The organism is Streptomyces sp. NPDC055400, from assembly GCF_053644375.1.
This window is the reverse complement of the sequence record NZ_JBSHLM010000030.1, coordinates 1-19,418: the sequence shown is the minus strand read 5'-3', so window position 1 is coordinate 19,418 and position 19,418 is coordinate 1. Positions and strand designations below refer to the sequence as shown.

The window sequence follows — 19,418 nt, the reverse complement described above, 5'->3', positions numbered from 1 at the left end:
GGGCCACGGCGGGGCCACGCTGGAGCTACCTCCCGGGGCCGACGGGTTCTACCGAGCGGTCGGACTCCCGTTCCACGCACCGATGTCGGGCGCCGCTCCCGGCACCACCGGGTTGCCCGCGAAGTCGCGGGTGCCCGCGTCGGCGAGCGGCGCCCCCGTTCCGAGCGCGGGCGATCCGGCGCGCAGGGCGTAGGCGGCCGCGGCGTCCCCGTAACCCGTGGCCGAGCCCGGGCGGGTGAGCAGTGGGTCGGCGGTGGTGCCGCCGGGGTTCGCCGGCGCCGCCCCGATCCCGTACAGCGCGTTGTGGGACGCGGTGACGCCGCCGGAGCGCAGCGTGAAGGCCGCCGTGCCGGCGCCTTCCTTCACCACGATGTTGTTGTCGAAGGCGATCTCGTGCCGGCTGGTGGTGTTCTCGTTGACGACGGTCTGGCTGACGCCGTCACCCACGTAGATCGTGTTGTGCAGGAAGCGGACCCCGGAGAACGAGCCGCGGCAGGTCTCGATGCCCCTGAAGTGGTCGCTCTGGCTGATGTTGAAGCGGATCACGGCGTCGCCGAGGGTGCCGTCGGCGGTGCAGACGAGGAAGAAGCCGCCCGCGTTGTCGTGGCTGTAGTTGTACTGGAAGACGGTGCCGAAGGAGCCCTCGTCGACGTCGTACGCCATGCCGTCGCGGGTCGTCTCACCGCCGGACGTCTCGTTGTACTGGAAGACGGTGCCGTCCGCGTTCCACGGCCACATGCCCGCGTTGTATCCGGCCGAGCGCCGCTGGAAGCCGTGCAGGGTGTTGTGCTCGACCAGGGCGTCCTTGGTGGCGGTCATGACGATGCCGTCGCCGCCGAGGTCGTTCAGTGTGTTGCCGCGCACGACGACGCCGGTGGACGGGACCCAGTGCGGGCCGCTGGGATCGTAGCCGCTGATGGCGGGACGCTGGTTCCAGCTGGAGGAGAAGAAGATGCCCTCGCGGTCGATGGTCCTGAGGGTGTTGTTCTCGACGCGGACGTCGTCGTAGTGCGTCTCCTTCGCGGACCCGGTGACGGAGAAGAGGATGCCCGCCGAGCCGTCGTTGTCCTTGGTGTCGTCGCCGCGGACGTCGTGGATGTCGAGGCCGGTGAGGCGGTAGTGCGTGCCGGTGCCGTAGTCGTCGAGGACGACGCGCACGCCGCGGCGCTTCGTGCCCGGGTTGGCCGCGTTGGTGATCTCCAGGTCGGAGACCTCGATCCACTGCGTGTTGCGCAGGAGGACGGTGTCGGGCGCGCCCGCGCCGTCGATCACCGGCTTCGCGCCGGTGCCGTACGGGGCGATGCGGACGAGGCTGCCGGGGGCGCCCGCGCCGTTCGGGGTGAGCGTGCCCGTGCAGCGGGTGCCGCGCTTGAGGAGCACCTGGTCGCCGGGCCCGAGGTGCTGGGCGTTGACGGCGGCGAGCGTGCGCCAGGGCGCGGTCCGCGTGCCCTTCTGCGGGCCGGCACCGCCGCGGCAGTCGACGTAGTGGGTGCGGGACTTGAGCGGGGAGGCGGCCGTGGCGGCAGGGGCGGCCGCGAGGGCCGTGACGCCGGCGGTCGCGGCGGCGCAGAAGGCGACGAGCGCGGTGCTGACGCTGCGTCTCATGAATACCTCCGTGAGTGGTTGCGGGGCCGGAGGGGACGGAGTCGCCCGGCGGGGTGGCTCAGAGCGTGCCGCCCGGCCGGGCCCGACTCCATGGACTTACGGAGGGGGGTCCTGGACATCCGCAGGTCCCGCGCCTTCCGGCCTCGCGCGCACTCACACCCCGGGGATGCCCCGGGCCTGGAACGCCTTGCGCACGGCGTCCGCCGCGCTCTTCCCGTACATCTTCTGCGCGGTCGCCACGGTCTTCAGGGCCGCGTCCGTGAAGCTGGTGTCCGGCGCGAAGCCGAACTGCGCGTCGACGATGACGCGGTCCGCCGTCCGCGCGCCGAGCGCACCCCTGATGTCGAAGAGCGCCTGGGACCAGATCTCACCGTCCGCGTGCACCTCCCCCACCTTGTCGGCGTACGTCTTGCCGGTGTCGAGGCGGCGCAGGCAGTGCGGCGCGGTGGCCGTGTACGAGACGGAGTCCCAGTCGGCAAGACAGGCGAGGTCGGTCTTGTGCGGCCAGCCGTACTTGGCGTCCGCGTAGGCGCCGACGGACGCCGCGAGGTAGTCGCCCCACGCCTCGCCGATGGCCCCGGCCTCCTCGGAGGTGCCGAACCCGGGGACCTGAGCGTTGTGCACGGCGTGCCCGTACTCGTGGACGATGACCTCGGCGTCCTCGGCGTCGTCGACGCCGCCCTTGCCGAAGCGGATCTCGGCCTTCTTGTCGGTGAAGAAGGAGTTGTCGGCGCCCCACTGGTCGATGCGGACCGGCTGCGCGCGGTCGTTGGCGCCGGGCAGTTCGCTGCCGAAGCCGAGGCTCTGCAGGTACTCCTGCGCCTCGTTGACCCAGAAGTAGGCCATGACCTGCTCGAACTGGTCGTCCTGACGGTCGTACGTGCCGGCGTCGGCGACCGAGGCGGCGCCGCCGGTGTTCGATCTCACGGTGACCCACCTGCCCGAGAGGCCGCCGCTCGTGTCGAGGTTCTTCAGCGCGGCGAGGGTGTAGGCGGAGGCGGGCACCGCGGTCGGGGAGTCCTTGGCGTCGGTCAGGGTCTGGTCGCCGGACGACTGGACGGGGTTGACCATGAAGATCCGGCCCTGTGGGCCGACGGCGGCCTGCGGAGCGGTCGTCGCGGAGGCCGGGGCGGCCAGGGTCGCGAGGGCCACGGTGGTGATGGCCGTGGCGAGGAGGCCGCGGGGTGTGCGGCGAGTTGTCCTGCGGGGCATGAACATCCTCCAGGTGCGTCGTGCGCGGGGGGTGGCATGGCGCGGGCGGATCTTCCCGTATCGCGGACCGTCTTGGCCAGGGTGCGGAGCCCGTGATTGCCTGACGCGTATGAGCAACATCGCTGTGACCACCTGGTCCCTGGAGCAGACCGCTCCGTCCGACCTCCGGCCGGCCCCCGCACCCGAGGGCGACGGCCTCCGCATCGTCCGCGCCGAGGTGCCCTCGCCGGAGTTCAGCCGCTTCCTGTACGCGTCCGTCGGGGGCGACATCCTCTGGACCGACCGGCTGAGCTGGACGTACGCGCGCTGGCAGGAAGTCCTGGCGCGGCCGGGCACCGAGACGTGGGTGGCGTACGACAAGGGGACCCCGGCGGGTTACGTCGAGCTGGAGGCGCAGGACGACGGCGTCGTCGAGGTCGTCTACTTCGGCCTGATCCCCGCCTTCCGGGGCCGCCGCATCGGCGGCCACCTCCTCTCTTACGGGGTGGCCCGCGCCTGGGACCTGGCCGAGCGGTGGCCGGACCGCACTCCGACGAAGCGGGTCTGGCTGCACACGTGCAGCAAGGACGGTGAGCACGCGATGGCCAACTACCAGCGGCGAGGGTTCCGCCTCTTCGACACGAAGGTCGAAGAGGAGCCCGAGGTGGCGACGCCGGGGCCGTGGCCCGGGGCGTAGCCGGGCAAGAAGAGAGGGACAAGAAGCCGAGGGGCGCCGTGGGACACCGCGGCGCCCCTTCCCGTACGCTCCAGTCACACTCCAGCGGTCACACCCCGGTCCATTCCCGCGGCGTCCAGTGACGCGCGACACAGCTGTCCACGATACGAGACAGACTTGTCCACTTTCTGGACAGTGGTGGACTGGGCCGAAAGTCCCATGACACGCTTCCGTCATGGATCGAGCTGGAATTGCCTTGGTGAGTCGGCGGCACGTCGACCTCGGCCGCATGTCCAGCGCCATGTGTCCGGTGAGCTGACTCCACCAGCACCGCCGCACTTTCTCCCCGTACAGCCCTCTGCGCACCGCCGCGCCCTCGCGCGAAGTGTGCTGGTCAAAGCTGTCAGAGCCTCCGCCCGCCCGAAGGACGTACACCCATGGCTGCCACCCCTGAAAAGCCCACGACCGCCGCGCCGCGCCGCAAGGTGAGCCGTCACCGCGGCGAGGGCCAGTGGGCCGTGGGTCACTTCACGCCGCTCAACGGCAACGAGCAGTTCAAGAAGGACGACGACGGTCTCAACGTGCGGACACGCATTGAGACGATCTACTCGAAGCGCGGCTTCGACTCCATCGACCCCAATGACCTGCGGGGCCGCATGCGCTGGTGGGGGCTCTACACCCAGCGCAGGCCCGGGATCGACGGCGGCAAGACCGCGATCCTGGAGCCGGAGGAGCTGGACGACGAGTACTTCATGCTCCGCGTCCGCATCGACGGCGGCCGGCTGACCACCGAGCAGCTGCGCGTCATCGGCGAGATCTCGCAGGAGTTCGCGCGCGGCACCGCCGACATCACCGACCGGCAGAACATCCAGTACCACTGGATCCGCATCGAGGACGTGCCGGAGATCTGGCGACGCCTCGAAGCGGTCGGGCTCTCCACCACCGAGGCCTGCGGTGACACGCCCCGCGTCATCCTCGGCTCGCCCGTCGCCGGGGTCGCCGCCGACGAGATCATCGACGGCACGCCCGCCATCGACGAGATCCAGCGGCGCTTCATCGGCAACCCCGAATTCTCGAACCTGCCCCGCAAGTTCAAGACCGCGATCTCCGGGTCCCCGCAGCTCGACGTGGCACACGAGATCAACGACATCGCGTTCGTCGGCGTGAACCACCCCGAGCACGGCCCCGGCTTCGACCTGTGGGTCGGCGGCGGCCTGTCCACCAACCCCAAGCTGGGCCAGCGCCTCGGCGCGTGGGTGCCGCTCGACGAGGTGCCGGACGTGTACGGCGGCGTCATCGGCATCTTCCGCGACTACGGCTACCGCCGCCTGCGCACCCGCGCCCGCCTGAAGTTCCTGCTCGCCGACTGGGGCACCGAGAAGTTCCGGCAGGTCCTGGAGGACGAGTACCTCCAGCGGAAGCTGGTCGACGGCCCCGCGCCCGAGCAGCCCGCCGGCACCTGGCGCGACCACCTCGGCGTGCACCGCCAGAAGGACGGCCTCTTCTACGTCGGCTTCGCGCCCCGTGTCGGCCGCGTGGACGGCACGACCCTCACCAAGATCGCCGAGGTCGCGGGCGCCCACGGCTCCGGCCGGCTGCGCACCACCGCCGAGCAGAAGATGATCGTGCTCGACGTGGCCGAGGACCAGGTCGAGTCACTGGTGGCGTCGCTGGAGGCGCTGGACCTCAAGGTCAACGCGTCTCCGTTCCGGCGCGGCACCATGGCCTGCACCGGCATCGAGTTCTGCAAGCTCGCCATCGTCGAGACGAAGGCGCGCGGCGCCTCGCTGATCGACGAACTGGAGCGCCGCGTCCCGGAGTTCGACGAGCCCCTCACCATCAACATCAACGGCTGCCCGAACGCCTGCGCCCGCATCCAGGTCGCGGACATCGGTCTCAAGGGCCAGCTGATGCTGGACGCGGACGGCAACCAGGTCGAGGGCTACCAGGTGCACCTGGGCGGCGCGCTCGGCCTCGAGGCCGGGTTCGGCCGCAAGGTCCGCGGCCTGAAGGTCACCGCGGCCGAACTGCCCGACTACGTCGAGCGGGTCCTCAAGCGCTTCCAGGCGGAGCGCGAGGAGGGCGAGCGCTTCGCCACGTGGACCGCGCGCGCGTCCGAGGAGGCCTTGTCGTGAGCGAGCGGGCCGCCCCCTTCTACTGCCCCTACTGCGGTGACGAGGACCTGCGTCCGAACGAGACCGGTCACGGCGCGTGGGAATGCGCGGCGTGCAATCGGGCCTTCCAGTTGAAGTTCCTCGGTCTGCTGACCCGGGGAGTTCGGCGCAACGACGGTGGAGGGGAAGACATATGACGACCACTCGAACCACCCAGGTCCCCGACCGGACCGAGCCCGACCTGCGGGAGCTCGCGGAGCGGGCCGGGCGCGACCTGGAGGACGCGTCCGCCCTGGAGATCCTCACCTGGGCGGTCGACACGTTCGGCAAGCGCTTCTGCGTGACCTCCTCCATGGAGGACGCGGTCGTCGCCCACCTCGCCTCGCGCGCCAGGCCCGGCGTGGACGTCGTCTTCCTCGACACCGGCTACCACTTCGAGGAGACCATCGGCACCCGGGACGCCGTCGAGGCCGTGATGGACGTGAACGTCATCACGCTCACGCCCCGCCGGACCGTCGCCGAGCAGGACGCCGAGTTCGGGCCGAAGCTGCACGACCGCGACCCCGACCTGTGCTGCGCCATGCGGAAGGTCAAGCCCCTTGAGGACGGCCTGAGTCCGTACACGGCATGGGCCACGGGACTGCGCCGCGACGAGTCCCCGACGCGGGCGAACACCCCGGTCGTCGGCTGGGACGAGAAGCGCCGCAAGGTGAAGGTCTCGCCGATCGCCCGCTGGACGCAGGACGACGTCGAGGCGTACGTCGCCGAGCACGGTGTACTGACCAACCCCCTCCTCATGGACGGCTACGGGTCCGTGGGCTGCGCCCCCTGCACGCGGCGCCTGCTCGAGGGCGAGGACGCGCGGGCCGGCCGCTGGGCGGGACGTAACAAGACCGAGTGCGGGATCCACGGCTGATGCCCGGGACCACAGAGACTTTGGAGAAGCAAGTGACCGGAGCCACCGTCTGGCTCACGGGTCTGCCGAGCGCGGGCAAGACCACCATCGCCAACGAGCTCGCCGAGCGGCTGCGCGCCGACGGCCGCCGCGTCGAGGTGCTCGACGGCGACGAGATCCGCGAGTTCCTCTCGGCGGGCCTCGGCTTCAGCCGCGCGGACCGCGACACCAACGTGCAGCGCATCGGCTTCCTCGCCGAACTCCTCGCCCGCAACGGCGTGTTGACGCTCGTCCCGGTGATCGCACCCTTCGCGGACAGCCGGGAGGCGGTGCGCAAGCGCCACCAGGCCGGCGGCACCGGCTACCTCGAGGTGCACGTGGCCACGCCCGTCGAGGTGTGCTCCGTGCGCGACGTGAAGGGCCTGTACGCGAAGCAGGCGGCGGGCGAGATCTCCGGGCTCACCGGGGTCGACGACCCGTACGAGGCACCCGAATCGCCCGACCTGCGCATCGAGTCGCACACCCAGACCGTGCAGGAGTCCGCGGCGGCGCTCTACGCGCTGCTCACCGAGAGGGGTCTCTCATGACGACCGTCGCACCCACCACCGGCGAAGAGACCGACAGCCCGTACGCGCTCTCGCACCTGGACGCCCTCGAGTCCGAGGCCGTGCACATCTTCCGTGAGGTCGCGGGCGAGTTCGAGCGGCCGGTGATCCTCTTCTCCGGCGGCAAGGACTCCATCGTGATGCTGCACCTGGCGCTCAAGGCGTTCGCGCCGGCGCCGGTGCCGTTCACGCTGCTGCACGTCGACACCGGGCACAACTTCCCCGAGGTCCTCGAGTACCGCGACCGCGTCGTCGCCGAGCACGGCCTGCGGCTGCACGTCGCGTCCGTGCAGGAGTACATCGACCGCGGCGCCCTCAAGGAGCGCCCGGACGGGACGCGCAACCCGCTGCAGACGGTGCCGCTGACGGAGAAGATCCAGGCGGAGCGCTTCGACGCCGTCTTCGGCGGCGGGCGCCGCGACGAGGAGAAGGCGCGCGCCAAGGAGCGCGTGTTCTCCCTGCGCGACGAGTTCTCCCAGTGGGACCCGCGCCGCCAGCGCCCCGAACTGTGGCAGCTCTACAACGGCCGCCACGCCCCCGGCGAGCACGTGCGCGTCTTCCCGCTGTCCAACTGGACCGAGCTCGACGTGTGGCAGTACATCGCCCGCGAGGGCATCGAACTGCCGGAGATCTACTTCGCCCACGAGCGGGACGTCTTCAAGCGCTCCGGCATGTGGCTGACCGCCGGTGAGTGGGGCGGCCCCAAGGACGGCGAGAGCGTCGAGAAGCGCCTCGTCCGCTACCGCACGGTCGGCGACATGTCCTGCACCGGCGCGGTCGACTCCGACGCGACGACGCTGGACGCCGTGATCGCCGAGATCGCCGCCTCCCGGCTCACCGAGCGGGGCGCGACCCGTGCCGACGACAAGATGTCCGAGGCCGCGATGGAAGACCGCAAGCGCGAGGGGTATTTCTAAATGACCACCACCACAGAGCAGTTGGCCGACCTGTCGGCCACCACCCTGCTGCGGTTCGCCACCGCCGGTTCCGTCGACGACGGCAAGTCCACGCTCGTGGGCCGCCTGCTCCACGACTCCAAGTCGGTCCTCACGGACCAGCTGGAGGCCGTCGAGCGCGTGTCCCTGGGCCGCGGTCAGGAGACGCCCGACCTGGCGCTGCTCACCGACGGACTGCGCGCCGAGCGCGAGCAGGGCATCACCATCGACGTCGCCTACCGCTACTTCGCCACGGCCCGCCGCCGGTTCATCCTGGCCGACACCCCGGGCCATGTGCAGTACACCCGGAACATGGTGACCGGCGCGTCCACCGCCGACCTCGCCGTCGTCCTCGTCGACGCCCGCAACGGCGTCATCGAGCAGACCCGCCGGCACGCCGCCGTCGCCGCGCTCCTGCGCGTGCCGCACGTCGTGCTCGCGGTGAACAAGATGGACCTCGTCGACTACGCGGAGCCCGTCTTCGCGAAGATCGCCGAGGAGTTCACGGCGTACGCGTCCGACCTGGGCGTTCCCGAGATCACCGCGATCCCGATCTCGGCGCTCGCCGGTGACAACGTCGTGGAGCCGTCCGCGAACATGGACTGGTACGGCGGCCCGACCGTGCTCGAGCACCTGGAGACGGTCCCGGTCAGCCACGACCTGACGAGCTGCCACGCGCGGCTGCCCGTCCAGGTCGTCATCCGCCCGCAGACCGCCGAGCACCCCGACTACCGCGGCTACGCGGGCCAGATCGCGGCCGGCACGTTCCGCGTCGGCGAGTCCGTCACCGTACTGCCGTCGGGCCGCACGTCGAAGGTCTCCGGGATCGACCTGCTGGGCAAGGCGGTCGACGTGGCGTGGACGCCGCAGTCGGTGACGCTCCTCCTGGAGGACGACATCGACATCTCGCGCGGCGACCTGATCGTGCCGAGCGGCGACGCGCCCGCGACCTCGCAGGACGTCGAGGCGACCGTCTGCCACGTGGCCGACCAGCCTCTCGCCGTCGGCCAGCGCGTGCTGCTCAAGCACACGACGCGCACGGTCAAGGCGATCGTCAAGGAGATCCCCTCGCGGCTCACCCTGGACGACCTGTCCCAGCACCCCGAGCCGGGGCAGCTGGTCGCCAACGACATCGGCCGCGTCAAGGTCCGCACCGCCGAGCCGATCGCGCTCGACGACTACGCCGACTCGCGCCGTACCGGTTCGTTCCTCCTCATCGACCCGGCGGACGGCACGACGCTCGCCGCGGGCATGGCGGGCGAGGCGTTCGCCGGCAAGCAGCAGGCGGCCCACGCGGAAGAGGCCGCGCAGGCCACGGACGACGACGGCTGGGACTTCTAGTCATGACGTCCATCGACGTCTATGCGACGTTCGCGAAGGAGGGCGGCCGTGTCGGCAGCGGCTCCCTCGGCGCGGGCCAGGGCGGGGTCGGGCGATGTGTGCGATGACGTACGCGCACTGCCTGCGCGCCCACACCCCCCGCGACCTGTTCGTACGAAGACGAAACCCTGCCCACATCCCGGCCACGCCCTGAGAGCGTGACCGCCGGGCCAACGAGAGGACCACCTCCCGTGCCTGCCAACTCCGCCTCCTGGCGCCGCGGCCTCGCCGCCGTCGCCGCCCTGCCGCTCCTCGCGCTCGCCGCGACGGCCTGCGGCTACGGCTCGGACGCCAAGGACAACGCCTCCGACAAGGCGAATGTCGCCGCCAAGGGCAAGAAGCTCTCCGCGGACACCGTGAAGATCGGTTACTTCGGCAACCTGACACACGGCACCGCCCTCGTGGGCAACCAGAAGGGCTTCTTCCAGAAGGAGCTCCAGGGCACGAAGGCGCAGTACCAGACCTTCAACGCGGGCCCGTCCGAGATCGAGGCGCTCAACGGCGGCTCGATCGACATCGGCTGGATCGGCCCCTCGCCGTCGATCAACGGCTTCACCAAGTCCCAGGGCAAGAGCCTGCGCATCATCGGCGGTTCGGCGTCCGGCGGCGTGAAGCTGGTGGTGAACCCGAAGAAGATCAAGTCCCTCGACGACGTCAAGGGCAAGAAGATCGCCACCCCGCAGCTCGGCAACACCCAGGACGTCGCGTTCCTCAACTGGGTCGCCGAGAAGGGCTGGAAGGTCGACGCCGACAGCGGCAAGGGCGACGTCTCCGTGGTCCGTACGGACAACAAGATCACCCCGGACGCCTACAAGTCCGGCTCCATCGACGGCGCCTGGGTGCCGGAGCCGACCGCGTCCAAGCTCGTGGCCGAGGGCGGCAAGGTCCTCCTCGACGAGTCCGACCTGTGGCCCGACAAGAAGTTCGTGATCACGAACATCATCGTGTCGCAGAAGTTCCTGAAGGAGCACCCGGACGTCGTCGAGGCCGTGCTGCGCGGCTCGGTGAAGACCAACGCGTGGATCAACGCCAACCCCGACGAGGCGAAGGCCGCCGCCAACAAGCAGCTGGAGGCCGACTCCGGCAAGGCGCTGCCCGCGAACGTCCTCGACCCGGCCTGGAAGTCGATCCAGTTCACCGACGACCCGCTGGCCTCGACCCTCGACACCGAGGCGGCGCACGCGGTGAAGGCCGGTCTCCTGGAGAAGCCCGACCTCAAGGGCATCTACGACCTCGCGCCGCTGAACAAGGTCCTCAAGGCCGAGGGCAAGGGCGCGGTCGCCGACGCCGGCCTCGGCGTCAAGTAGCCGCGTCAGCAAAGCCCGTAATCGCTTGAGTTCCCAGGAGGTGACGACCATGGCAACGACCCTCGCCAAGGCCGCGGACGGCACGGAGACCACCACCGGCCACGCCGCGCGGATCGAGCACGTCTCGAAGTCCTTCGCCACGCCCGCCGGGCAGCAGCTCGTCCTGGACGACATCACGCTCGATGTCGCTCCGGGCGAGTTCGTCACCCTCCTGGGAGCCTCGGGCTGCGGGAAGTCGACGCTGCTCAATCTGGTCGCGGGGCTCGACGAGCCCTCGGCCGGCGAGATCAGCACGCAGGGCCGGCCGGCCCTGATGTTCCAGGAGCACGCCCTCTTCCCGTGGCTGACCGCGGGCAAGAACATCGAACTGGCCCTGAAGCTGCGCGGCGTTGCGAAGGCGGACCGCCGCACGCGGGCGGAGGAGCTCCTGGAGCTCGTCCGTCTGAACGGCGCGTACGGCAAGCGGGTGCACGAGCTGTCGGGCGGTATGCGCCAGCGCGTGGCGATGGCCCGCGCGCTCGCGCAGGACAGCCAACTGCTGCTGATGGACGAGCCGTTCGCCGCGCTCGACGCCATCACGCGCGACGTGCTGCACGACGAGCTGACCCGCATCTGGCGCGAGACGAACGTCTCCGTCCTGTTCGTCACCCACAACGTCCGCGAGGCGGTGCGTCTCGCGGAGCGGGTCGTTCTGCTCTCGTCGCGGCCGGGCCGGGTGGCGCACGAGTGGCGGGTCGGCATTCCGCAGCCGCGCCGCATCGAGGACACCGCCGTGGCGGAACTGTCCGTCGAGATCACCGAACAACTGCGTGGGGAGATCCGCCGCCATGGCCAGCACTGAGACGACGACTGAGAGCAAGGCCGTGGGCCCGGCCGCCGTCAAGGACGCGGTCCCCGGGCAGGACCTGGCCGGTCTCGAGGCGGGGCTCGACGCCCTGGACGCCGTCCAGACCACCCGTGTCCCCCTGCGCCAGACGCTGGTCCAGAAGGTGCTGCCGCCACTGACGGCGGTGGTCCTGGTCCTCGTGATCTGGCAGGGCCTGGTGTCGTTCAAGATCGTCGATGACCCGAGCAAGCTGCCCTCGCCGTCCGCGGTGTGGCACGAGGTGTCCGACGCGTGGCTGCAGGGGACGCTCCTCGACTACATCTGGACGAGCGTGTCGCGCGGCCTGCTCGGCTTCCTGCTGGCGCTCGTGATCGGCACTCCGCTCGGCCTGGTCGTCGCCCGGGTCCGGTTCGTCCGGTCCGCGATCGGCCCGATCCTGTCCGGCCTCCAGTCGCTGCCCTCGGTCGCCTGGGTCCCGCCGGCCGTGATCTGGCTGGGCCTCGACAACAAGATGATGTACGCCGTGATCCTGCTCGGCGCGGTCCCCTCGATCGCCAACGGCCTGGTGTCGGGGGTCGACCAGGTGCCGCCGCTGTTCCTGCGGGCCGGCCGCACTCTCGGCGCGACGGGCCTGCGGCACACCTGGCACATCGTGCTCCCGGCCGCGCTGCCCGGCTATCTCGCGGGTCTGAAGCAGGGCTGGGCGTTCTCGTGGCGCTCACTGATGGCCGCGGAGATCATCGCCTCGTCGCCCGACCTGGGCATCGGGCTCGGCCAGCTCCTGGAGAACGGCCGCAATGCCAGCTCCATGTCCATGGTCTTCCTCGCCATCTTCCTGATCCTGATCGTCGGCATCGCCATCGACCTGCTGATCTTCAGCCCCGTGGAGCGGCGCGTCCTGCGCAGCCGCGGCCTCCTGGTGAGGAGCTGACCCCGCCATGCACCAGCGCCCCGCCCGCCCGGTCCTGCTCGTGATCGCTCACGGCAGCCGCGATCCGCGCCATGCCGCGACGGTCCACGCGCTCGTACGCGAAGTACGGGCGCTGCGGCCGGGGCTGCGCGTGGAGACGGGGTTCCTGGATTTCAACGTCCCCTCGGTGAACGGCGTCCTGGAGTCCCTGGCGGCGGAGGGTGTACGCGATGTGGTCGCGCTCCCTCTGCTCCTGACGCGCGCGTTCCACGCGAAGGCGGACATCCCGGCGGTCCTGCGGCAGGCCCCGGCCCGGCTTCGGATCCGCCGGGCGGAGGTGCTCGGCCCCTCCCCGCTCCTGACGGCGGCGCTCGAGCGACGTCTGTACGAGGCCGGGCTCACCTCGGCCGACAAGCCCACGACCGGGGTCGTCCTGGCCTCGGCGGGCTCCACGGACCCGGAGGCGATCGCAGTGATCGCTGAAATCGCGCGGGAGTGGCGGCACACCGGTTGGTGCGCCGTGCGACCTGCGTTCGCCTCCGCATCTCTCCCCCGCACGGAGGACGCCGTGGCGCAGCTGCGCGCCGAGGGTGTCCGCCGGGTGGCGGTGGCCCCCTACGTCCTGGCCCCGGGCCGCCTCCCGGACCGCATCGCCCACGGCGCCGCTGAAGCGGACGTCCTCGCGGACGTACTGGGCCCGGCGCCGGAGGTGGCGCGGCTGCTCGTACGACGCTACGAGGCGGCGACGGTACGGGAGTTGGTGGCCGTGGGCGCGTGAGGGCGCCCGCGCTCACCCTCAGAACTCTCGTCGCCGGGCGCCGGTGGCTTGAAGGAATGCGACGACGGTGAACGGAAAACGCGACAGCTACCGCGTCGCGGCGTCGGCCTCCGCCACGAGTTCCGCGACCGTCATGGATCCGGCCGGCCTGCGCTCGCGGGCGAAGCGGTCGGCGACCGACTGGAGGGCGTCGTTGACCGGGGTCGGCACGCCGTGCAGCCGTCCGAGCAGGCCCATCTCGCCGTTGAGGTAGTCCGACTCGATGGTGCCCGTGCCGCGGCTGAGGGACTGCCACGACGAGCCGCCGCTGCGTTCCGAGCCGTCGAAAGGCTCGAACCGGATCTTGTCGCCGCGCGACTCCTTCTCCTCCTCCTTGGAGACGAACGCGATGCCCGCCGCGCCGAGCACGGCCTCACCCTCCGCGCGGGCGCGCCCGTGGAGGGCGAGCCCCTCCTCGCTGGTGATCACCCCGGACACGGCCTCGATCGCGTTGGCCAGGTTCCCGAGGAGCTTGGCGTACTTCCAGCGCATCACGTCGGGCACGACGGGTGCCTCGAAGGAGGACTGCTCCAGGTCGGCGGAGATGCGGTGGGCCGTCTCGTCGGTGCCTTCGGGGAACCGGCCGATGTGCAGGATGCCGGTGAGCGGGGTGCCCGCGGCGGACACGACGCCGGGCTCCACGAACGTGGCGGGCAGCCAGACGCACATGCCGTACACGCGCCGGAAGAGCCGCAGCGCGAGGCGCTCGTTCTCCACTCCGTTCTGCGCGCAGACCAGCGGCAGCCGCTCGGCCGCGGTGCCGCCTCCGGCTACCGGCCGCCCGGCCCACGCCTCGAGCGCGGCGACGCTGTCCTGGGTCTTCACGGCGAGCACGAGCACGTCGTCCGGGCTCAGTTCGCCGAGCTCCCCGGGCCCGGCGACGACCGGGAGACGGTGGAGGTGCGGGCCGTCGGCGGTGACGAGCCGCAGCCCGTGGTCCCGCAGTGCCTCGTACTGCTTGCCGCGGGCGACGAGGACGACGTCGTGCCCGGCCTGTGCGAGCCGGCCGCCGACGGCGCCGCCGACCGCTCCTGCTCCGATGATGACGTAGCGCATGCCAACGAGCCTTTCACAGACGGCTGTAGGGGCCATTCACAATCGGGTAAACTCTCGCGCTCTTCGCCCGCCGGCGTGCGAGCCTGCTCCCCGTGCGCACACGCGTGGCCCTCTGGGGGCCGGACTCCTCTGTCTGCTCGCCGCCGCTCCCGCTCGGAGCCGGCGCGCTGATCTGCGCGCCGCGCTCACTCCCGGCTGAACGGCGTCCCCTGATGGAAGTAGAGGAGCCAGCCCTCGTCGCCCTGCCGCCACAGTGAACTGCGGTGTGCGCAGGCGCCGTTGCTGTCGGTGTCGAAGGTCAGATGGACGAGTCCTGGGCCGAGCCGCACGCCCTTCATCCGCGAGACGGTGAAGGGCCGCACGCCGGGCTCGGTCGCGGAGAGCTCGGCGATGATCGTGGCGCGGTCCCAGCGGCGGCCCGACACGCCGAACTCGAAGAAGTCGGGGTGCAGGAGCGCGCCGAGCAGCTCCGGGGAGCGGCGCACCACCGGGTCGAGCAGGCGCAGTTCACCCTCGATGGCGGCGTCGACGGCGTCGTCGGGCTCAGGCACCGGTCATCTCCACGAGCTTGACGACGGTGTTCCAGTTGCGGGAGGTGGCGATGAGGCCCTTGTTCAGGGCAGGACGGGCGAGCGCCACGGCGAGCCTGGAGCGGCCGAGGCCGTCTGGCACGTAGAGATACAGTTCGCGCTCGCCGAGCCGGAATTCCTCGGGAGCGAACGCGGCCGGGTCGATCGCCGCGAACCGCTCGGGGCCGACGCGCTCGGAGAAGTACGTGACGTGCAGCTGCTTGCCTTCGAGCGACGCGGCGGGGAAGGGGCACGCGTCGAGGACCGCCTTGAGGTACGCGTGGTCCCGCACGATCACCTCCACGGGGAAGCCGAACTCCTTCTCGATGGCCGCGCTCAGCTCGGCGGCCAGGGTCTCCTCGTCGCCGTGGTCGCTGGTGAACGTCGCGTTGCCGCTCTGCAGATACGTCCGCACGTCGCCGTGCCCGAGCCCTTCGATCAGGGGGCGAAGCCGCGCCATGGGCACCTTCTTGACCCGTACGCTGCCGCCCACATTGATCGCGCGGAGCAGTGCCGCGTACGCCTTTGTCGCCATGGGGACACGATAGGCGGCCGCCGCGCCCCGTGGGGGAGGGCACGGCGGCCGCCGGTCAGGGTGCTGCCGGTGCTACTCGACGATCTTGAGGAGCTTGTTCGGCGTGCCCTCGCTCGCGTTGGAGATCTTGTCGGGGGTCGCGCCGTCCGTCAGCGCCTTGGAGACGTCCGCGGGGGTCGCGTCCTTGTGACCGCTCAGGTAGACGGCGGCGGCGCCCACGACGTGGGGGGTCGCCATCGACGTACCGGAGATGGTCTTGGTGGCGTCGTCGCCGGTGTTCCAGTCGGAGGTGATGTCCGAGCCGGGGGCGTAGATGTCCACGACGGAGCCGTAGTTGGAGAAGTCGGACTGCTGGTCGTCCTTGGTGGAGGAGGCGACGGTGATGGCCTCCTTGACGCGGGCCGGGGAGCCGGCGGACGCGTCGGTCGACTCGTTGCCCGCGGCGACCGCGAAGGTGACGCCGGAGGCGATGGCCTTCTGGACGGCCGCGTCGAGCGCCTCGTCGGCGCCGCCGCCGAGGGACATGTTGGCGACGGACGGGCCCTGGTGGTTCTTGGTGACCCAGTCGATGCCCGCGACGACCTGCTCGGTGGTGCCCGAGCCCTCGTTGTCGAGGACGCGGACGGCGACGATCTTCGCCTTCTTGGCGACGCCGTGCGCGTCACCGGCGATGGTCCCGGCGACGTGCGTGCCGTGGCCGTTGCCGTCGTCGGCGTTGCCGTCGTTGTCGACGGCGTCGAAGCCGGAGGTGGCGCGGCCGCCGAAGTCCTTGTGGCTGACGCGGACGCCGGTGTCGATGACGTACGCGGTCACGCCCTCACCGGCGCTGTCCGGGTAGGTGTACTTCTTGTCGCCCGCGGTGTCCGCCTGGTCGATGCGGTCCAGGCCCCACGACGGCGGGTTGTCCTGGGTGGCGTCGATGTGGAACTTCTTGTTCTGGACGACCTTGGCGACCGACGAATCGGCGGCGAGGCGCTTGGCCTCGGTCTCCGAAAGGCCGTTCACGGAGAATCCGTTGACGGCGGAGGAGTAGGCGCGCTTCAGCCGGCCGCCGTACTCCTTGGCGAGGTCCTGCTTGCCGTTCTTGTCCGTCTTCTGGTCCAGCAGCACGATGTAGCTGCCGGAGACGGCGCCCTTGGCGTCGAGCCCGTAGACCTTGCCCTCGGCCGGGGTCGAGGCGCCGGCCAGGGAGCCCGCGAAGACAGTCACTCCGACCGCGGTGGCGGCGGTGGCTATCGCCGCGGTGAGCTTCACCGTGCTGCGGGCACGCTTGTGAGTTGCCATGAAGAGGGGTCTCCTCGTGGTTTCTGTGGGGGGTTCGTGGGGGGTTTGCTGATGGTTCTCAACGATCCCCCGGCAATCTCCGGAAGATTTCCGGGGGTTGGCACGAAACACTGGCCGATTGACGCGACCAGATCAAGACCTACATACAGCTGTGACTTGTTCAACAAGCCTTCGTAATAACAATTCGGGCTTCGGCCGACACTTCGGACTCCGGGAATTCCCTATAGATGTAGGGGACTTCAGTCCTCCTGAGTGCGGAGCGCGCCCCGCCCTCAAGGAGGAGCCGGGCCCCCGCCGGCTCACCGGGCAGCACGACGAGACGCACTTATCGCGCCCATACCTTCGATACGGAGGTGACGGCACGGTGCTGTCACCGCACACAAGGGGGCAGCCCGTCATGGGGAACCGAGACACGCGGGTACGGGGCCTGGCGGCCCGGGCCGGCGGCTGGAGCGTGCGGCACCGATGGGCTGCCGTGGGCATCTGGGTGCTGTTCGTCGTCCTGGCCATGGGGATCGGCACGGCCGCCGGCCGGGTCGATGTGTCGGACAGCGATCAGCTCCAGGGAGAGACCACACAGGCGGCGCGCATCATCGACGACGCCGGTATCGAGGAGCCCGCGGGCGAGACCGTGCTCGTCCAGGGCAGGGACGGCACAGCGCGGGCGACGGACGCCGGCTTCCGGCGGGCCGTCGACGAGGTCGTGAAGGCCGTCCAGGGCACCGGCGCCGCCACGAACGTGAGGTCGCCCTACGACCCGCGGTCGAAGACGATCTCCAAGGACGGCCGCAGCGCGCTCGTCCAGTTCGACATGCGCGGCGACCCCGGCACAGCGAGCGACCGCGTCGAACCGGTACTCAAGGCCGTCGACAAGGTCCAGCAGGCCCATGGCTCGCTGCGGATCGAGGAGATCGGCGGCGCGAGCATGGGCAAGACGTTCGAGGACGCCTTCGGCAACGACTTCCAGCGGGCCGAGTACTCGGCCGTCCCGGTCGCGCTCGGCATCCTCCTCATCGCGTTCGGCGCACTGGTGGCCGCCCTCCTCCCGGTCGCCCTGGCCGTCACCGCGATCATGGCGACGATGGGCCTGATGGGCATCGTCAGCCACCTGCAGCCGATGAGCGACACCGCCAACTCCGTGATGCTGCTGGTGGGTCTCGCCGTCGGCGTCGACTACTGCCTCTTCTATCTGCGGCGCGAGCGCGAGGAGCGGATGAAGGGCCACGACCCGCAGACCGCTCTGCGGGTGGCGGCGGCGACGAGCGGCCGGGCCATCATCGTCTCGGGTGTCACGGTGTGCGTGGCGATGGCGGGCATGCTGTTCACGGGGCTCGCCGAGTTCCAGGCGATGGGCCTCGCCTCGCTGATGGTCGTGGCGGTCGCCATGGTGGGTTCCGTGACGGTGCTGCCGGCGCTGCTCTCGCTGCTCGGCGAGCGCGTGGAGAAGGGGCGGCTGCCGTTCCTGAACCGCGGCAGGCGGCGCAGCGGAAACGGTGCTCCGGAGGGCAGCCGGTTCTGGCAGGCGGTCCTGCGCGTCGTCCTCGCCCGGCCCGCCGTGTCCGTGGTCGTCGCGATCGGCGCTCTCCTCGCGGTGACCGCCCCGGCACTCGGCATGAAGACCCAGAACCTCACCCTGGACCAGGAGTTCGGCGACTCACTGCCGATCGTGGCGACGTACGACCGGCTCAACGACGCGTTCCCGGGCGGCTCCGAGCCGGCCGAGGTGGTCGTCAAGGCCGCCGACATCAACGCGCCCGAGGTGCGGAGCGCGATCGCCGGCTTCCGGGCGGCCGCGGTCGGTTCGGGGGCTTCGCGCGGCCCGGTGGACCTCACCGTGCACGGCCGCGAGAACGTGGCGTTCATCAGCGTCCCGCTGGTCGGCGGCTCCGACCAGGACCGGGCGGAGAAGAGCCTCGCGCTGATCAGGGACCACGTGCGGCCGGACACGCTCGGCAAGGTCGACGGGGTCGAGGCGCCCGTCACCGGCCAGGTCGCGGGATCGAAGGACTTCAACGACCAGATCGTCGGCTCGGTGGTCCCGGTGTTCGCGTTCGTCGTGGTCTTCGCGTTCCTGCTGATGCTGCTGTCGTTCCGCTCCCTGACGGTGGCGATCACCTCGATCGCCCTCAACCTGCTGTCCGTGGGGGCCGCTTACGGCATCCTGGTCGCCGTCTTCCAGAACGGCTGGGGCGCGTCCCTGGTCGGCGCGGAGGGCGTGGGCGCGATCATCTCCTGGCTGCCGCTGTTCCTCTTCGTGATCCTCTTCGGGCTCTCGATGGACTACCACGTGTTCGTGGTGTCGCGGATCCGGGAGGCGCGGCTTCAGGGACGTACGAACAAGGACGCCATCACGCACGGCGTGGTGACGACGGCGGGCGTGGTCACCAGCGCGGCGGTCATCATGGTGGCCGTCTTCGCGATCTTCGGGACTCTGTCCATGCAGTCGTTCAAGCAGATGGGTGTGGGCCTGGCGGCAGCGGTGCTCATCGACGCGACGGTCATCCGCGGCATCCTGCTCCCCGCCGTGATGGCGCTGCTCGGCGAGCGGAACTGGTATCTGCCGAAGTGGCTGCACCGGCTGCCCGACCTGACGCACGACGAGGTGGCCGCTCCCCCGCCCCCGGCCGTGACGGGCGAGAAGGTGGGGGTGTGACGACGGCGCAGGGCTGAGGTACGCGTCGGGGGCGCCCCGCCGGACCGTCAGGTCCGGCGG

The 19,418-nt window shown here is 70.7% G+C and carries 19 protein-coding genes; 13 read left to right on the top strand and 6 right to left on the bottom strand.

Going from position 1 to position 19,418, the window contains the following annotated elements:
• Positions 1-48 precede the first annotated feature (48 nt).
• On the bottom strand, positions 49-1,605 hold the full coding sequence (locus ACWIGU_RS44300; protein WP_454407611.1) for a right-handed parallel beta-helix repeat-containing protein: 1,557 nt from the start codon (positions 1,603-1,605) through the stop codon (positions 49-51).
• Positions 1,606-1,758: 153 nt separating this feature from the next.
• Complete coding sequence (locus ACWIGU_RS44295; RefSeq protein ID WP_454407610.1) at positions 1,759-2,817, bottom strand: M4 family metallopeptidase; 1,059 nt, start codon at positions 2,815-2,817, stop codon at positions 1,759-1,761.
• 109 nt (positions 2,818-2,926) lie between these two features.
• On the opposite strand from ACWIGU_RS44295, the gene ACWIGU_RS44290 reads away from it, so the two are divergent.
• The 12 genes from ACWIGU_RS44290 (at position 2,927) to ACWIGU_RS44235 (ending at position 13,222) form a co-directional block, all read left to right on the top strand.
• Entirely contained in the window at positions 2,927-3,493 is a 567-nt protein-coding gene (locus ACWIGU_RS44290; RefSeq protein WP_454407608.1) for a GNAT family N-acetyltransferase, read from the top strand.
• Positions 3,494-3,707: 214 nt separating this feature from the next.
• Positions 3,708-3,791: a putative leader peptide gene (locus ACWIGU_RS44285; RefSeq protein WP_324902501.1), complete on the top strand. Its 84-nt coding sequence runs from the start codon at positions 3,708-3,710 to the stop codon at positions 3,789-3,791.
• A 118-nt stretch (positions 3,792-3,909) separates the two neighbouring features.
• Positions 3,910-5,607 (top strand): nitrite/sulfite reductase, encoded by a 1,698-nt coding sequence (locus tag ACWIGU_RS44280; RefSeq protein ID WP_454407607.1) that lies wholly within the window; start codon positions 3,910-3,912, stop codon positions 5,605-5,607.
• Complete coding sequence (locus ACWIGU_RS44275) at positions 5,604-5,783, top strand: hypothetical protein (RefSeq protein ID WP_454407606.1); 180 nt, start codon at positions 5,604-5,606, stop codon at positions 5,781-5,783. Before ACWIGU_RS44280 ends, ACWIGU_RS44275 begins: the two co-directional genes overlap by 4 nt.
• A complete protein-coding gene (locus ACWIGU_RS44270; RefSeq protein WP_454407605.1) occupies positions 5,780-6,502 on the top strand; it encodes a phosphoadenylyl-sulfate reductase in 723 nt (240 codons plus the stop codon). Before ACWIGU_RS44275 ends, ACWIGU_RS44270 begins: the two co-directional genes overlap by 4 nt.
• Positions 6,502-7,068 carry an adenylyl-sulfate kinase gene (gene cysC / locus ACWIGU_RS44265; protein ID WP_454407604.1) on the top strand — a complete coding sequence of 189 codons (567 nt, stop codon included), beginning with the start codon at positions 6,502-6,504 and terminating at the stop codon, positions 7,066-7,068. The genes ACWIGU_RS44270 and cysC overlap by 1 nt, the downstream gene beginning before the upstream one ends.
• Positions 7,065-8,003, top strand: coding sequence for a sulfate adenylyltransferase subunit CysD (gene cysD / locus ACWIGU_RS44260; protein ID WP_454407603.1), 939 nt, complete (start codon positions 7,065-7,067; stop codon positions 8,001-8,003). Before cysC ends, cysD begins: the two co-directional genes overlap by 4 nt.
• Positions 8,004-9,362 (top strand): sulfate adenylyltransferase subunit 1, encoded by a 1,359-nt coding sequence (locus ACWIGU_RS44255; protein WP_454407602.1) that lies wholly within the window; start codon positions 8,004-8,006, stop codon positions 9,360-9,362.
• A gap of 230 nt (positions 9,363-9,592) precedes the next feature.
• Positions 9,593-10,708, top strand: a complete 1,116-nt coding sequence (locus ACWIGU_RS44250) for an aliphatic sulfonate ABC transporter substrate-binding protein (RefSeq protein ID WP_454407601.1) — start codon at positions 9,593-9,595, stop codon at positions 10,706-10,708.
• A gap of 49 nt (positions 10,709-10,757) precedes the next feature.
• Positions 10,758-11,549, top strand: coding sequence for an ABC transporter ATP-binding protein (locus ACWIGU_RS44245; RefSeq protein ID WP_454407600.1), 792 nt, complete (start codon positions 10,758-10,760; stop codon positions 11,547-11,549).
• A complete protein-coding gene (locus ACWIGU_RS44240) occupies positions 11,536-12,465 on the top strand; it encodes an ABC transporter permease (RefSeq protein ID WP_454407598.1) in 930 nt (309 codons plus the stop codon). Before ACWIGU_RS44245 ends, ACWIGU_RS44240 begins: the two co-directional genes overlap by 14 nt.
• 7 nt (positions 12,466-12,472) lie before the next feature.
• A complete protein-coding gene (locus tag ACWIGU_RS44235) occupies positions 12,473-13,222 on the top strand; it encodes a sirohydrochlorin chelatase (RefSeq protein WP_454407597.1) in 750 nt (249 codons plus the stop codon).
• 87 nt (positions 13,223-13,309) lie between these two features.
• Here ACWIGU_RS44235 and ACWIGU_RS44230 read toward each other — a convergent pair whose 3' ends face one another.
• The 4 genes from ACWIGU_RS44230 to ACWIGU_RS44215 all read right to left on the bottom strand — a co-directional run bounded on the left by ACWIGU_RS44230 (position 13,310) and on the right by ACWIGU_RS44215 (position 16,705).
• Complete coding sequence (locus ACWIGU_RS44230; protein WP_454407596.1) at positions 13,310-14,317, bottom strand: ketopantoate reductase family protein; 1,008 nt, start codon at positions 14,315-14,317, stop codon at positions 13,310-13,312.
• A 185-nt stretch (positions 14,318-14,502) separates the two neighbouring features.
• Positions 14,503-14,868 (bottom strand): nuclear transport factor 2 family protein, encoded by a 366-nt coding sequence (locus tag ACWIGU_RS44225; protein WP_454407594.1) that lies wholly within the window; start codon positions 14,866-14,868, stop codon positions 14,503-14,505.
• The gene (locus ACWIGU_RS44220) at positions 14,861-15,421 is read right to left on the bottom strand and encodes a DUF1697 domain-containing protein (RefSeq protein WP_454407593.1); all 561 of its coding nucleotides are present in this window, start codon (positions 15,419-15,421) and stop codon (positions 14,861-14,863) included. The genes ACWIGU_RS44225 and ACWIGU_RS44220 overlap by 8 nt, the downstream gene beginning before the upstream one ends.
• A gap of 72 nt (positions 15,422-15,493) precedes the next feature.
• On the bottom strand, positions 15,494-16,705 hold the full coding sequence (locus ACWIGU_RS44215) for a S8 family serine peptidase (protein ID WP_454407591.1): 1,212 nt from the start codon (positions 16,703-16,705) through the stop codon (positions 15,494-15,496).
• A 397-nt stretch (positions 16,706-17,102) separates the two neighbouring features.
• Here ACWIGU_RS44215 and ACWIGU_RS44210 point away from each other — a divergent pair, with 397 nt between their 5' ends.
• A complete protein-coding gene (locus ACWIGU_RS44210) occupies positions 17,103-19,358 on the top strand; it encodes an MMPL family transporter (RefSeq protein ID WP_454407590.1) in 2,256 nt (751 codons plus the stop codon).
• Positions 19,359-19,418: the final 60 nt, after the last annotated feature.

Excerpts from the sequence above, each read along its gene's own strand:
- ACWIGU_RS44255 (WP_454407602.1), top strand. The coding sequence starts at position 8,004 with ATGACCACCACCACAGAGCAGTTGGCCGACCTGTCGGCCACCACCCTG.
- ACWIGU_RS44270 (WP_454407605.1), top strand. The coding sequence starts at position 5,780 with ATGACGACCACTCGAACCACCCAGGTCCCCGACCGGACCGAGCCCGAC.
- ACWIGU_RS44230 (WP_454407596.1), bottom strand. The coding sequence starts at position 14,317 with ATGCGCTACGTCATCATCGGAGCAGGAGCGGTCGGCGGCGCCGTCGGC.
- ACWIGU_RS44295 (WP_454407610.1), bottom strand. The coding sequence starts at position 2,817 with ATGCCCCGCAGGACAACTCGCCGCACACCCCGCGGCCTCCTCGCCACG.
- ACWIGU_RS44290 (WP_454407608.1), top strand. The coding sequence starts at position 2,927 with ATGAGCAACATCGCTGTGACCACCTGGTCCCTGGAGCAGACCGCTCCG.
- ACWIGU_RS44220 (WP_454407593.1), bottom strand. The coding sequence starts at position 15,421 with ATGGCGACAAAGGCGTACGCGGCACTGCTCCGCGCGATCAATGTGGGC.
- ACWIGU_RS44245 (WP_454407600.1), top strand. The coding sequence starts at position 10,758 with ATGGCAACGACCCTCGCCAAGGCCGCGGACGGCACGGAGACCACCACC.
- ACWIGU_RS44235 (WP_454407597.1), top strand. The coding sequence starts at position 12,473 with ATGCACCAGCGCCCCGCCCGCCCGGTCCTGCTCGTGATCGCTCACGGC.
- ACWIGU_RS44210 (WP_454407590.1), top strand. The coding sequence starts at position 17,103 with ATGGGGAACCGAGACACGCGGGTACGGGGCCTGGCGGCCCGGGCCGGC.
- ACWIGU_RS44240 (WP_454407598.1), top strand. The coding sequence starts at position 11,536 with ATGGCCAGCACTGAGACGACGACTGAGAGCAAGGCCGTGGGCCCGGCC.
- ACWIGU_RS44300 (WP_454407611.1), bottom strand. The coding sequence starts at position 1,605 with ATGAGACGCAGCGTCAGCACCGCGCTCGTCGCCTTCTGCGCCGCCGCG.
- cysD (WP_454407603.1), top strand. The coding sequence starts at position 7,065 with ATGACGACCGTCGCACCCACCACCGGCGAAGAGACCGACAGCCCGTAC.
- ACWIGU_RS44280 (WP_454407607.1), top strand. The coding sequence starts at position 3,910 with ATGGCTGCCACCCCTGAAAAGCCCACGACCGCCGCGCCGCGCCGCAAG.
- cysC (WP_454407604.1), top strand. The coding sequence starts at position 6,502 with ATGCCCGGGACCACAGAGACTTTGGAGAAGCAAGTGACCGGAGCCACC.
- ACWIGU_RS44285 (WP_324902501.1), top strand. The coding sequence starts at position 3,708 with ATGGATCGAGCTGGAATTGCCTTGGTGAGTCGGCGGCACGTCGACCTC.
- ACWIGU_RS44215 (WP_454407591.1), bottom strand. The coding sequence starts at position 16,705 with ATGGCAACTCACAAGCGTGCCCGCAGCACGGTGAAGCTCACCGCGGCG.